Annotated in this window: 16 protein-coding genes; 10 read left to right on the plus strand and 6 right to left on the minus strand. The window is 67.3% G+C overall.

Annotation, left to right across the window (positions count from 1 at the left end; genetic code table 11):
- Window positions 1–99 precede the first annotated feature (99 nt).
- Window positions 100–285, plus strand: a complete 186-nt coding sequence (locus OED01_RS11285) for a hypothetical protein (RefSeq protein WP_264155373.1) — start codon at window positions 100–102, stop codon at window positions 283–285.
- A gap of 336 nt (window positions 286–621) precedes the next feature.
- Here the strand turns inward: OED01_RS11285 and nrdF are convergent, their stop codons facing one another.
- Genes nrdF through nrdH form a run of 4 tightly spaced genes read right to left on the minus strand, consistent with a single transcriptional unit; the run spans window position 622 to window position 4,455 of the window.
- Window positions 622–1,602 (minus strand): class 1b ribonucleoside-diphosphate reductase subunit beta, encoded by a 981-nt coding sequence (gene nrdF / locus OED01_RS11290; protein ID WP_264155374.1) that lies wholly within the window; start codon window positions 1,600–1,602, stop codon window positions 622–624.
- Between the two features lie 31 nt (window positions 1,603–1,633).
- A complete protein-coding gene (gene nrdE, locus OED01_RS11295; protein WP_264155375.1) occupies window positions 1,634–3,778 on the minus strand; it encodes a class 1b ribonucleoside-diphosphate reductase subunit alpha in 2,145 nt (714 codons plus the stop codon).
- Complete coding sequence (nrdI, locus tag OED01_RS11300; protein WP_264155376.1) at window positions 3,775–4,209, minus strand: class Ib ribonucleoside-diphosphate reductase assembly flavoprotein NrdI; 435 nt, start codon at window positions 4,207–4,209, stop codon at window positions 3,775–3,777. Before nrdI ends, nrdE begins: the two co-directional genes overlap by 4 nt.
- A gap of 12 nt (window positions 4,210–4,221) precedes the next feature.
- Window positions 4,222–4,455, minus strand: coding sequence for a glutaredoxin-like protein NrdH (gene nrdH, locus OED01_RS11305; protein WP_120228032.1), 234 nt, complete (start codon window positions 4,453–4,455; stop codon window positions 4,222–4,224).
- 402 nt (window positions 4,456–4,857) lie between these two features.
- On the opposite strand from nrdH, the gene OED01_RS11310 reads away from it, so the two are divergent.
- From OED01_RS11310 to OED01_RS11325, 4 genes are read left to right on the plus strand one after another with little or no spacing between them, the layout of a single operon-like run.
- Window positions 4,858–6,024: an MFS transporter gene (locus OED01_RS11310; RefSeq protein WP_413231581.1), complete on the plus strand. Its 1,167-nt coding sequence runs from the start codon at window positions 4,858–4,860 to the stop codon at window positions 6,022–6,024.
- Complete coding sequence (locus OED01_RS11315) at window positions 6,021–6,917, plus strand: sugar kinase (RefSeq protein WP_264155378.1); 897 nt, start codon at window positions 6,021–6,023, stop codon at window positions 6,915–6,917. The genes OED01_RS11310 and OED01_RS11315 overlap by 4 nt, the downstream gene beginning before the upstream one ends.
- A 34-nt stretch (window positions 6,918–6,951) precedes the next feature.
- Complete coding sequence (locus tag OED01_RS11320) at window positions 6,952–7,707, plus strand: alpha/beta fold hydrolase (RefSeq protein WP_264155379.1); 756 nt, start codon at window positions 6,952–6,954, stop codon at window positions 7,705–7,707.
- A complete protein-coding gene (locus tag OED01_RS11325; RefSeq protein ID WP_264155380.1) occupies window positions 7,704–8,861 on the plus strand; it encodes an acyl-CoA dehydrogenase family protein in 1,158 nt (385 codons plus the stop codon). The genes OED01_RS11320 and OED01_RS11325 overlap by 4 nt, the downstream gene beginning before the upstream one ends.
- A 4-nt stretch (window positions 8,862–8,865) precedes the next feature.
- Here OED01_RS11325 and OED01_RS11330 read toward each other — a convergent pair whose 3' ends face one another.
- Window positions 8,866–9,138, minus strand: coding sequence for a metal-sensitive transcriptional regulator (locus tag OED01_RS11330; protein ID WP_264155381.1), 273 nt, complete (start codon window positions 9,136–9,138; stop codon window positions 8,866–8,868).
- A gap of 52 nt (window positions 9,139–9,190) precedes the next feature.
- On the opposite strand from OED01_RS11330, the gene OED01_RS11335 reads away from it, so the two are divergent.
- From OED01_RS11335 to OED01_RS11355, 5 genes are all read left to right on the plus strand, one after another.
- Window positions 9,191–10,468, plus strand: coding sequence for a DUF445 domain-containing protein (locus tag OED01_RS11335; protein ID WP_264155382.1), 1,278 nt, complete (start codon window positions 9,191–9,193; stop codon window positions 10,466–10,468).
- 1 nt (window position 10,469) lies between these two features.
- Window positions 10,470–11,357, plus strand: coding sequence for an agmatinase family protein (locus OED01_RS11340; protein WP_264155383.1), 888 nt, complete (start codon window positions 10,470–10,472; stop codon window positions 11,355–11,357).
- A gap of 92 nt (window positions 11,358–11,449) precedes the next feature.
- Entirely contained in the window at window positions 11,450–11,689 is a 240-nt protein-coding gene (locus tag OED01_RS11345; protein ID WP_264155384.1) for a hypothetical protein, read from the plus strand.
- 2 nt (window positions 11,690–11,691) lie between these two features.
- Window positions 11,692–11,955 (plus strand): hypothetical protein, encoded by a 264-nt coding sequence (locus tag OED01_RS11350; RefSeq protein WP_264155385.1) that lies wholly within the window; start codon window positions 11,692–11,694, stop codon window positions 11,953–11,955.
- Between the two features lie 11 nt (window positions 11,956–11,966).
- The gene (locus tag OED01_RS11355; RefSeq protein WP_264155386.1) at window positions 11,967–12,347 is read left to right on the plus strand and encodes a hypothetical protein; all 381 of its coding nucleotides are present in this window, start codon (window positions 11,967–11,969) and stop codon (window positions 12,345–12,347) included.
- Window positions 12,348–12,354: 7 nt separating this feature from the next.
- Here OED01_RS11355 and OED01_RS11360 read toward each other — a convergent pair whose 3' ends face one another.
- Window positions 12,355–12,951, minus strand: a complete 597-nt coding sequence (locus tag OED01_RS11360) for a gamma carbonic anhydrase family protein (RefSeq protein ID WP_264155387.1) — start codon at window positions 12,949–12,951, stop codon at window positions 12,355–12,357.
- Window positions 12,952–12,966 lie beyond the last annotated feature (15 nt).

The following is a 12,966-nucleotide window of genomic DNA, read 5'->3' on the forward strand; positions in this document are numbered from 1 at the left end:
GCAACATTTTCTTCAGCGCAGGGTGTCGAAAGACGGTCGAGCCGTTCGTGGTCCTCACGAGGGCGGTCGAGGAGCGCCGCCACGAGGAGAGGATCCGCCATGCGCGGCGACATCATGAGCGCGGCCGAGGCCCGCGAGTACAGCGACCGCATCCGCGAGATGCGCTGGGAGCGGCTTGAGGAGCGCGCGGCGCAGAGGCAGGCCGCTGCTGCGCGCCGAGCGGCCTTCGTGCGATCGACCCGGGCATCCGCAGCCCTGCTCCTGCGAACGAAGCGTCGCGCGTGACGCGCGGCCCCCGATCAACGGTGCGCCCGCCGGGGGCTGTGGGTCCCGTAGGACGACGGACGCACCTGGACACCAACGTGAACGGCTGAAGGGCTCTCGCTTAGCGGGCATCATATGGACCACGAGGCAAGAGCCCCCGCGTAGAGCGACACCGTCGGGTCCCCCAGAGTCCCAGGGTCGCGGCCAAAGCGAGGAGCGGCGCACGCGAGGCGGCCGTCGCGTGGACGCGTGGGCTAAACGTGGGCAGACGTGAAAAGGCCCTCGGTCAGCAGCTCGTGATGAGCAGCCGGCCGAGGGCCTTCCGTTGTCAGAGAATCAGCCTCTGACCAGCGTTTTCTAGAAGTCCCAGTCGTCGTCTTCCGTCGCCTCGGCCTTGCCGATCACGTACGACGAGCCCGACCCCGAGAAGAAGTCGTGGTTCTCATCGGCGTTCGGCGAAAGCGCCGACAGGATCGCCGGGTTCACGTTGGTGACGCTGGAGGGGAACATCGCCTCGTAGCCGAGGTTCATCAGCGCCTTGTTGGCGTTGTAGTGCAGGAACTTCTTGACGTCCTCGGTCAGGCCGACGCCGTCGTAGAGGTCCTGCGTGTACTGCACCTCGTTGTCGTAGAGCTCGTACAGCAGCGAGAACGTGTAGTCCTTCAGTTCGTCCCGCTTGGCCTGATCGACCGTCTCCAGGCCGCGCTGGAACTTGTAGCCGATGTAGTAGCCGTGCACGGCCTCATCGCGGATGATGAGACGGATCAGATCGGCCGTGTTGGTGAGCTTCGCACGGCTGGACCAGTGCATCGGCAGGTAGAACCCCGAGTAGAACAGGAAGCTCTCGAGCAGGGTCGAGGCGACCTTGCGCTTGAGCGGGTCGTCACCGCGGTAGTAGTCGGTGACGATCTGCGCCTTCTTCTGAAGGTTCGGGTTCTCCACTGACCAGCGGAACGCCTCGTCGATCTCCTTCGTCGAGCACAGCGTCGAGAAGATCGACGAGTAGCTCTTCGCGTGCACCGACTCCATGAACGCGATGTTCGTGTAGACGGCCTCCTCGTGCGGGGTGATCGCATCGGGGATCAGCGAGACGGCCCCGACCGTGGCCTGCACCGTGTCGAGCAGCGTGAGTCCGGTGAAGACGCGCATGGTGAGCAACTGCTCGTCGGCGGTGAGGGTGTTCCACGACTGGATGTCGTTGGACAGCGGGATCTTCTCGGGCAACCAGAAGTTGTTGACGAGGCGGTTCCACACCTCGACATCCTTATCGTCCTGGATGCGGTTCCAGTTGATCGCCTGAACGCTGTCGACCAGCTTGAGCGGTTCGTGAGGGGTCATTCTTCGTCGTCTCTCGGGTTCCTGGTCGGGTTCAGAGCATGCACGAGACGCACTCGGTCATGTCGGTGCCCTCGAGCGCCAGCTGACGCAGACGGATGTAGTAGATCGTCTTGATGCCCTTGCGCCATGCGTAGATCTGGGCCCGGTTGATGTCGCGCGTGGTGGCGGTGTCCTTGAAGAACAGCGTCAGCGACAGACCCTGGTCGACGTGCTGGGTGGCAGCGGCGTAGGTGTCGATGACCTTCTCGTAGCCGATCTCGTACGCGTCCTGGTAGTACTCCAGGTTGTCGTTCGTCATGAACGCAGCCGGGTAGTAGACGCGACCGAGCTTGCCTTCCTTGCGGATCTCGACCTTCGACGCGATCGGGTGGATCGACGACGTCGAGTTGTTGATGTACGAGATCGAGCCGGTCGGGGGCACCGCCTGCAGGTTCTGGTTGTAGATGCCGTGCTTCTGGATGCTCTCCTTCAGCTCGACCCAGTCGGCCTGCGTCGGGATGAAGTGACCCGCGAACATCTCCTTGACCTTCTCGGTCGCCGGAACCCAGGCCTGATCGATGTACTTGTCGAAGAACGTTCCAGACGCGTACGTCGAGTCCTCGAAGCCGTCGAAGGCCTGGTTGCGCTCGATGGCGAGCTTGTTCGACGCGCGCAGCGCGTGGAACAGCACCGTGTAGAAGTAGATGTTCGTGAAGTCGATGCCCTCTTCGGAGCCGTAGAACACGTGCTCGCGAGCGAGGTAGCCGTGCAGGTTCATCTGACCCAGACCGATCGCGTGCGAACGGTCGTTGCCGTCCTCGATCGAGCGGACCGAGGCGATGTGGCTCTGGTTGCTCACCGCGGTGAGACCGCGGATCGCGGTCTCGACGGTGGCGGCGAGGTTGCCGCCGTCCATCGCCAGGGCGATGTTCATCGAGCCGAGGTTGCAGGAGATGTCCTTGCCGATCTCCTTGTACGAGAGGTCCTCGTTGTAGGTCGTCGGCGTGTTCACCTGCAGGATCTCGCTGCAGAGGTTGGACATGTTGATGCGGCCCTTGATCGGGTTGGCCTTGTTCACCGTGTCCTCGAACATGATGTACGGGTAGCCAGACTCGAACTGGATCTCGGCGATGGTCTGGAAGAACTCGCGCGCGTTGATCTTGGTCTTCTTGATGCGGGGGTCATCGACCATCTCGCGGTACTTCTCGGTGACCGAGATGTCGCCGAACGGCACGCCGTAGACCTTCTCGACGTCGTACGGCGAGAACAGGTACATGTCCTCGTCGTTCTTGGCCAGCTCGAAGGTGATGTCCGGCACGACGACGCCCAACGAGAGGGTCTTGATGCGGATCTTCTCGTCGGCGTTCTCGCGCTTGGTGTCGAGGAAGCGCATGATGTCGGGGTGGTGCGCGTTGAGGTACACCGCGCCGGCGCCCTGGCGGGCACCGAGCTGGTTGGCGTAGCTGAAGCTGTCTTCGAGGAGCTTCATCACGGGGATGATGCCCGACGACTGGTTCTCGATCTGCTTGATCGGCGCTCCGGACTCGCGGATGTTCGACAGCAGCAGCGCGACGCCGCCGCCGCGCTTGCTCAGCTGGAGGGCGGAGTTGATGCCGCGGGCGATCGACTCCATGTTGTCCTCGATGCGCAGCAGGAAGCAGCTGACGAGCTCGCCGCGCTGTGCCTTGCCCGCGTTGAGGAACGTCGGCGTCGCCGGCTGGAACCGGCCGGAGATGATCTCCTCGACCAGGTCGATCGCGACCTGCTCGTCGCCGTCGGCCAAGGCGAGGGCGGTCATGACGACGCGGTCCTCGAAGCGCTCGAGGTAGCGCTTGCCGTCAAAGGTCTTCAGCGTGTAGCTGGTGTAGTACTTGAACGCGCCGAGGAAGGTCTCGAAGCGGAACTTCTTCGAGTAGGCCAGGTCGTTCAGGCGCTGGACGAAGTCGAACGAGTACTTCTCGATGACGGCGCCCTCGTAGTACTCCTTCTCCACGAGGTAGTCCAGGCGCTCCTTGAGCGAGTGGAAGAACACCGTGTTCTGGTTCACGTGCTGCAGGAAGTACTCCCGAGCGGCGCGCTTGTCGGCGTCGAACTGGATCTTCCCGTTCGCGTCGTACAGGTTCAGCATCGCGTTGAGAGCGTGGTAGTCGAGACCCTCGTATGCAGGGTTCGCCTTGAATGCCACTGTCTCGGTCACTGAAGTTCCCACCGTCGTTCCAATCCGTCGGTCACCCGATCGACATCGTCCTGTGTGCCGAAGATTTCCAGCCGATACAAGTGAGGCACGTGGCACTTGCGGCTGATGATGTCACCGGCGAGGCAGAAGGCGTCGCCGAAGTTGGTGTTACCTGCGGAGATGACTCCCCGAAGGTGACGCCGGTTGCGCTCGTCGTTGAGGAACCGGATCACCTGCTTGGGTACGGCGCCCTTCTCCTCGCCGCGCCCCTGCCCGCCCCCGTACGTCGGGGTGACGAGCACGAACGGCTCGTCCACGACGAGATCCTCGTCCGTGCGGTGCAACGGGATGCGGCGGGAGGGAAGGCCCAGCTTCTCGACGAAGCGCGCCGTGTTCCCGGAGACGCTGGAGAAGTAGACCAGGAGCGGCGCTGCTGTCGCGACGGCGCTCATGACTTCTTCTCCTTACGCCAGGCGAGCCGCGAGCTCGTCGATCTTGTCGGGACGGAAGCCCGACCAGTGGCCTTCGTCGGTCACGACGACCGGAGCCTGCATGTAGCCGAGCGCCTTGACCTGCTCGAGCGCCGCGGCGTCTTCGGAGAGGTCGTGGATCTCGTACTCGATGCCCTTGGCATCCAGTGCGCGGTAGGTGGCATTGCACTGCACGCACGAAGGCTTGGTGTAGACCGTGATCGACATATCGCTTCCCCTCAAATCCTGGTTTTCCGGCAGGCCCCCCGCCGGGACTTCAATACTACATATAGGGACGGACATTCGGACCGACCACAAGGGATAGTAGTTACATCCGTGTAGTTTTCCACCGCTCTCCACTGATACAACACAGGTTGTCCACCGTTTCATCCACAACCGGCGACCTTTCTCGAAGGCCCGCGAACCGCGTCAGATCGCGCCTCGCGGACGTCGGTCCGGAATCTATCCACAGGCCGGACGCTACCCGGGGCCTCGGACATCGGATTTCCTGTGGAGAGGGGTCTTCGGCGTGTCGCGCGGAGGCCCCGTGCCGACCCCTGCGAGGCACCCCGGTACCGTTGTCTGGTGGCGGGATATCGGGACCTTCTTCGCACGCCTGGTGTGGCGCGCATGATCGCGGCGCAGCTGACGGCGCGATTCCCCAACGGGATGGCGTCGTTGGCGATCCTGCTGCATGTCGAGCAGCAGACCGGCTCGTACGGCGCCGCGGGGCTCGTCCTCGCCGCGACTTCCGTCGGCCAGGCAGTCGCCGGCCCGGTGACCAGTCGGTGGATGGGCGCCTGGGGGATGCGGCGCGTCCTCACGCTCACCGCGGCCGTGTGCATCGGAGCGATGCTCTGCCTCGCGCTGCTGCCGCTGACGCTGCCGGGCTACATGTTCTTCGGTCTGATCGCCGGCCTCTCCACTCCGCCGATCCAGTCCGCCGTGCGCACCATCTACCCCAAGCTCGTCAACTCCTCCCAGCTGACGCCGCTGTTCTCGCTGGACGCTTCCCTGCAGGAGATCATCTGGATCCTCGCGCCGGTGGTCATCACTCTCGTGTCCACCCAGATCGGAACGACGCAGGGGCTCCTGCTCGTGGCAGCGTTCCTCGTCGCGGGCTGCGGATGGTTCATCCTCTCCCCCGAGGTCGGACGGGTGCGCATCCCCCGCAGCCGCCGCGCATTCGGTCGTGTCGTACTGAAGCCGCCGGTGCTGCTGGCGACCGTGATCGGATTCCTGCTGATCGGCGCATGCTCGGCGGTCGAGGTCGGCGTCGTCGCGACGTTCGAGCACGGCAGCCTGGAAGCAGGACTCGTGCTGGCGGTGTTCGCGGTCGGCAGTCTCGTCGGCGGCCTGTCGATGGGGCACATCCCGATCGGCCAGTGGGCCATGGCCCGTCGACTCGTGATCGTGACGATCGGTCTCGCGCTCACGATGGTCTCGTTGAACGTGTTCTGGCTCGGCGGAACCCTCCTGATCGCCGGCATCGGCATCGCCCCAGCGCTGGCCGTACTGTTCGCGATCACCACCGCCAGCGTGAAGTTCAGCGAGACGGCCGAGGCGTTCGGCTGGGCCGGCACGGGGCAGCTGATCGGCGCAGCCGCGGGTTCGGCCATCGCCGGCTTCCTCGTCGACAGCACCGGCGGTCCGCAGGGCGCGTACCTGGCTGCGACACTGTTCGCTATCGTCGGTGTGGTCGTCGCGATCGTCTTCGTCCGGGCCTTCCCCGACCTCCGGCACCGCGATCCGAGCCCCTTCCCCGATACCGAACCTGTGGCGGTCACCCCTTCATGAGCACTGCATCCCCCGAGATCGTCTGCATCGGCGAGACGATGATCCTCGTCACCCCGACCGACGCCGCGCTCGCGTCGGCATCCGAGGCATCGATCGGGCTCGCCGGCGCCGAGTCGAACGTGACGGCCGGCATCGCCGCTGCGGGTCACCGCGTCGCCTGGGCGTCGCGGGTCGGAGACGACCCGCTCGGCATCCGCATCACGGACGAGCTCGCCCGCCGCGGCGTCGAACTGTGGGTCGAGCGGGATGCCGAGGCTCCGACGGGCGTCATGTTCAAGGACCCAAGCGTCGAAGGATCGTCGGTGCACTACTACCGACGCGGCTCTGCAGCGTCACGGATGGCTTCGGGCTTCCTTGCCGCCGAGCGTCTGACCGGGGTGCGCATCGTGCACACCACCGGCATCACCCCCGCTCTGTCCGCCTCGTGCCGGGACATGATCGACCGGCTCTTCGAAGACGCCCGCACCGCCGGCGCCCTGGTGTCGTTCGACGTGAACGACCGGCGCGCGCTCTGGTCGCTCGAGGACGCAGCCGCGACTCTCGCCCGGCTGGCGGATGCCGCGGACATCGCCTTCGTGGGACGCGACGAGGCCGAGCGGATCTGGGGCACGGCGACCGCGTCCGAGATCCGGGCCTTCCTGCCGAACTGCGCCCTGCTCGTCGTCAAGGACGGCGACGTCGGGGCCACCGCCTACGCCGGTGACGACGAACCGGTGTTCGTCCCCGCGCCCGTGGTCGACGTCGTCGAGCCGGTGGGGGCCGGAGACGCGTTCGCGTCCGGGTTCCTGGCTGCCGCGCTCGAGGGCGTTCCGCTGGCGGAGCGGCTGTCGGCCGGACACGAGGCGGCGGCCCGTGTGCTGACGATCGCGGCGGACATGCCGCCGCACCCCTGAGGCGACGTCGACGCCGATCAGTAGGCTGAGGGTCGTGGCTGCTGTGACTCTCCCCCGCCTCTCCTGGGGCGCACCGGATTCTGCGAAGACCGCCCTTCTCGTGCACGGCCTCGGCTCGTCCGGTGCCCTGATGTGGCGCATCGGCGACGCCCTCGCGAACGCGGGCTGGCGCGCCGTCGCCGTCGATCTGCGCGGGCACGGCGATGCGCCGCGCGCTCTCGACTACACGGTCGGCGCGTATGCGGAAGACCTCGGATCGACCCGCCCGCAGCATCGCGAGTCGTGGGATGCCGTGATCGGTCACTCCCTCGGCGGCGCCGCGAGCACGGTGGCCGCGGCATCCGACCCGTCCTGGACGAGGCGCTTGCTCCTGATCGACCCGGCCATTCTGGTCGACGGCAGGGATGCGACGATCGTCCGGCGCAGTCAGGAGCGCGCCTTCGCGGACAATCGCATCGAGGTGGTCCGCGAGGAGCATCCGCACTGGCACGAGCAGGACCTCGAACTCAAGATCGACGCCGTGACGCGCGCGAGCGGATGGGCGATCGAGCAGACCAGTGCGCAGAACAAGCCCTGGGATGTCCGCGATGCGGCGGCCAGGCTCACCGTCCCCACGCACGTGATCGGCGCCGACCCGGCGGTCTACAGCCTGTTCACCGGCGACGTCGCCGACGGCGTCCTCGCCGCGAATCCGCACATCTCGATGTCGATCGTCGCGGGCGCAGGCCACTCCCCGCACCGCGACAAGCCGGACGAGACGATGCAGCAGATCCTGGAGGCGCTCTCGTGAGCTTCGACCCGCTGGTCCACCTGCCGGACGACCTGCTCGAGCGCGTCCGCGAGCGCGCGCCGATCCATGACCGGGAGAACACGTTCCCGCAGCAGGATCTGGACGAACTGCGCGACGCCGGCTACCTCAGCATCCTGGTGCCGAAGGAGCGCGGCGGCGCGGGGCTCGGCCTCGAACAGGCCGCCGTGCTGCAGCAGCGTCTCGCGACGGCCGCGCCTGCGACGGCCCTGGCGATCAACATGCACCTGGTGTGGACCGGCGTGGCGAAGGTCTTCAGCGACCGCGGCGTCGCCGGGCTCGAGTTCCTCCAGGACGGCGCCGTGGCAGGCGACGTGTTCGCCTTCGGAATCAGCGAGGGCGGCAACGACCTGGTGCTGTTCGGCAGCGACACGGATGCCGCACCGCAACCGGACGGCGGCTACGCCTTCACCGGTACGAAGATCTTCACCTCGCTCGCTCCCGTGTGGACGAAGCTCGGGCTGCACGGACTGGACACGACCTCCGCTGACGCACCGAAACTCGTGTTCGCCTTCGTCGATCGCACGGATGCCGTGTCGACGAGCGACGACTGGGACACGCTCGGAATGCGTGCGACGCAGAGCCGGACCACGCGGCTGGACGGCGCGGCGGCCCGCCCGGAGCACGTCGTCCGCCGGATCGACCCTGGGCCGAACCCGGATCCGATCGTGTTCGGCATCTTCAGCGTGTTCGAGATCCTGCTCGCCTCGGTGTACACCGGGATCGCCAGGCGTGCACTCGACCTCGCGGTCGAGACCGTGCAGAAGCGTCGATCCAAGAAGACAGGGGCGACGTACAGCCAGGACCCGGACATCCGCTGGCGCATCGCCGACATGGGCCTCGCCTACGACGCGCTGCCCCCGCAGATCGCGGCGCTCGCGCGCGATGTCGATTCTCTCGCCGACCACGGCGGTCGCTGGTTCACGCTGCTGTCCGGGGTCAAGCACCGAGCCGTGACGATGGCCAAGAGCGTCGTCGACGACGCGATCCTCACCGCAGGCGGCGGCTCCTACTTCTCCTCGAACGAGCTGTCCCGGCTCTACCGCGATGTGCTGGCCGGCATGTTCCACCCCTCGGACCCGGAGTCGGCGCATTCCACCGCGGCGAGCGCGTGGTTGGGTCCGCTGAAGAGCTGACGGCCTACTTGCGATCGAAGTCGAACGCCTTGAGCAGTTCCGTGACCGCCTGATCGCGCTCGTCTCCGCCCTGCTCGAACATGTGCGTGACGTGCGTGCGCAGGTGGTTCTCGAGCAGCAGCCGGTTCAGAGACTCCAGGGACTTCTGGATCGCGCGGGACTGCGTGATGATGTCCATGCAGTACTCCTCGTTCTCGATCATCCGCGCGACGCCGCGCAACTGACCCTCGAGGATGCTGGTGCGGTGCATGGCGCGCTTCTTGATGTCTTCGATCACCCTTCCGAGGGTACTCGCGTGCGAGCGCGTGCTCGCGTGCGAGGATGACGACATGGCGCGCACACCGATGGCTCTGCTCTCCCCTGCCGATCAGGAACGCGCCAGGGCGCTGCGGCGGATGAAGGCCGTCGCCCTCGGTGCCCTGATCGCCATGGCGGTCGCGTTCGTGATCGCGTTCTGGTTGCAGGAGCGCCACACCTGGTTGCAGTACGTGCGTGCCGCGGCCGAGGGCGGCATGGTCGGCGCACTGGCCGACTGGTTCGCGGTCACCGCGCTGTTCCGCCGTCCCCTGGGTCTGCCGATCCCGCACACCGCGATCATCCCGAACCGCAAGGATGAGATCGGGCGCACACTCGGCGAGTTCGTCGAGACGAACTTCCTCGCAGCAGACGTCGTCCGCGAGAAGCTCTCGCGGACCCGTATCGCCGAGCGTGCCGGCGAGTGGCTGCGCGTCCCTGCGCACGCGGATCGCGTCGCCGCCGAAGGGGCGACCGTGGCCACGGCCGTGCTCAACGCGCTCAGCGACGACGACGTCCGCGACCTCATCGGAGACCTGGCCCGCGAGCACCTGATCGACCCCGACTGGGGGACACCGGCCGGTGTGTGGCTGCAGCGCATCATCGAGACCGACGCCCACCACGGCGCCGTCGATCTCGCGGTGGACAGCATCGCGAACTGGCTCGACGCCAACGCCGAGGCCTTCACAGGGCTCGTCTCGCGTCGGCTCCCGACGTGGGTGCCGAAGCTCGCGCACCGCTTCGTCGACGACACCGTGTACCGCGAGGCCGTGACGTTCGTCAGCGCCGTGCAGTCCGATCCGCAGCATCCGGCCCGCATCGCGATCGACGGATACCTCGGCCGCCTGGCGGACGGCCTGCAGCACGACCCGGTGACGAGGGCGAAGCTCGAGAACGCGAAGTCCGCCCTGTTCGACAGCCCGCGCGTCGCGGCCTTGGCCGCCGAGGCCTGGCACACCGCCAAGACAGGCCTGCTCACGTCGCTCGCCGACCCCGCGAGCGGGCTGCGTCAGCGAGCGGCTCAGGCGGTCCGCGAGATCGGTGAGCGCCTGACGACCGAGGAGTCCCTGCAGCGCCGTGTCGACACGTGGATCACGGATGCGGCCGTGTTCCTCGTCGATCGCTATCGACACGACATCGCCTCGATCATCACCGACACCGTCGAGCGCTGGGACCCCGCGGAGACCACCGAGAAGATCGAACTCATGGTCGGCCGGGACCTGCAGTACATCCGGCTCAACGGCACCGTCGTCGGTGCGCTCGCGGGACTCGCCATCTTCACCGTCGCCCACAATCTGATCCCCGGAGTCTGACATGGCCCTCTCCCACGATCCGCTCTGGCCCCGTGCCGGCGCCTGGCCCGCACCAGACGGTGCCGCTGACGCCGCGATCATCGGCGTCCCCGCCTGGCGCACATCGCTCTCTCCGACCGGCGCGCATGCGACCCCCGCGGCGATCCGCGAGGCGCTGCGACGCTACAGCACGACGCTCATCGGTCCGCCTGTGGTCGATCTGAACGAGGCGCTGCGGATCGTGGATGCCGGAGACGTCGCGGATGCGGACACCGACGTCGAGGGCGTCGTGGCACGTGTTCGCGCGCTGCGACCGGCGTTCGCGATCGCGCTCGGCGGGGACAACTCCGTCACGTATCCGGTTGCCAGAGGCGCGGGTGCGACCGGGCTCATCACGTTCGACGCGCACTTCGACCTGCGCGACGGGGTCTCCAACGGCTCCCCCGTGCGCCGTCTCGTCCAGGACGCACCGGACGGCGAACGCATCGACGGCTCGCGCATCGTGCAGATCGGCATCGCGGACTTCGCCAACTCGGCGGCCTACGCCCGGCGAGCGGCCGACTGGGGCATCCACGTCATCACTCTGGATGACGTGCGCCGACGCGGCATCGCGGACGTCGTCACGGAAGCCCTCGACGTCGCCGGAGCGGATGCCGCGGCGCGGATCCATCTCGACATCGACGTCGATGTGTGCGACCGCTCGGTCGCCCCCGGATGCCCGGCGAGCGTCCCCGGCGGGCTCGCCGCGTGGGAGCTGAGGGCACTCGCGCGCGGCGTCGCGTCCGATCGACGGGTGGTGAGCGCCGACATCGCCGAGGTCGATGCCACCGCCGATGCGCCTGATGGGCGGACCGTCCGTCTGGCGGCGCTGTGCGTGCTCGAACTCCTGGCAGGACTCGCCTCCCGCTGAGCGTACGCCTGTCCTGCCGTCGAAGCCACCCCCTTCGACGAGGGCGGTCTGCCGAGGCATCCTGAGTCCTCATCGAGACGAAGGAGAGCATCATGACCGCCGCACCTGCATCGGCGATGAAGGACAAGAACTACAACCTCGTCGCCGTCCTGGAATCCAGCCTGCGCAACGCATGGACGATGCAGACGTACGCCGAGGACGCCGACCGCGCGGGCGACACGGAACTCGCGGAGTGGTTCCGCAAGATCCAGCACAACAGCCTCAAGGCCGGTGAGCAGGGCAAGCGGATGCTGCTCGCTCGGCTCGAGGAGGAGGACGAGGCAGGATCATGAGCATGACCGGCACCGCCCAAGGCGGCACGATGACCGCCACGTGCGACACGTGCGGAAACGTCTACGACAAGGTGTTCACGGTCGCACGCGGAGACCACGTCGGCACGTTCGACAGCTTCGAGTGCGCCATCCAGGCGATGGCTCCCACGTGCGCGCACTGCGGATGCCGCATCATCGGGCACGGTGTCGAGGCGGAAGCGCAGATCTTCTGCTGCGCGCACTGCGCGCGCCTGCAGGGCGAGCCCCAGCTCGTCGATCGGGTCTGACGGGAGCACACATGGACGATCGCACCGGCGGGACGCCGCACCACGCGCGCCGGCGCGGATCCACGGATGAGACGCTGGTGCGCAACCAGCCGGCTCTGCGCACCTCGGACGGCACGATCTGGGTCCTCGTGGCCGGCGCCTTCGCGATCGCGTGCGCGATCCCGCTCGTCCTGATCCTCGCGAATCCCGGTGGCGCGGGACCGGTCGCGTGGATGACGCTCGTCCTGGTGGCGCTGTCGTATGCGGGCCTGGTGGCGACGCGGTTCCTCATCGAGGACCGCACGCGTCGCCTGCGCGTGCTGGCGGTGCTCATGCTCGCGATGGCAGCGGTGGCCCTCGCCGGACTGTTCGCGTGCGTGATGATCGCGTGGTCGGCGGTGCCGACGGCGTGACGTCGCGCTATGCCGGTGAGTCGTCCGCGTGCCTGGCCAGCGAGCGGGCATAGCGCTCGGTCAGCTGGACCATGACATCCGGGGTCTCCCGGTCCACGCCGAAGACGTACCCCGGGAAGTCGAGTTCCTGCTGGGCCGCGGCGATCTCCTCGTGCCGATCGGGCGGCAGCACCAGAAGCGGGTCGCCGACGGCCACCCAGCCGATCGGCACCACCGCATCCTCCGGCAGAATCGTGCGCAGATGCACGACCGCGTTGATGCGGACCTCCGCACGGTCGCCGATGTGGGCGCCGTTGAAGACCCGCGTTCCGGTGGCCAGGAACACCTCGTCGCCGACGATCGCGCCGGAGACCGACGCACCGGGTCCGATCAGCACGTGATCGCCGATGTGCACCGGGTTGGCTGAACTGGCGCGGACGATCGCGTTCTCCATCACGATCACGTTCTCGCCGAGCGTGATGGGTCCGCCCTCCGCCGTGATCACGGCGCCGTGCAGCACCTGGCAGTCCGCTCCGATCGTCACGTCGCCGGAGATGACGGCGGTGGGCGCGATGACGGCGGTGTCGTCGATACGGGGGCGAGCCCCGAGGTGCTCGTACAGCATGCCGTCAGCGTACTC

Source organism: Microbacterium sp. M28 (assembly GCF_025836995.1).
Taxonomy (GTDB): Bacteria; Actinomycetota; Actinomycetes; order Actinomycetales; family Microbacteriaceae; genus Microbacterium.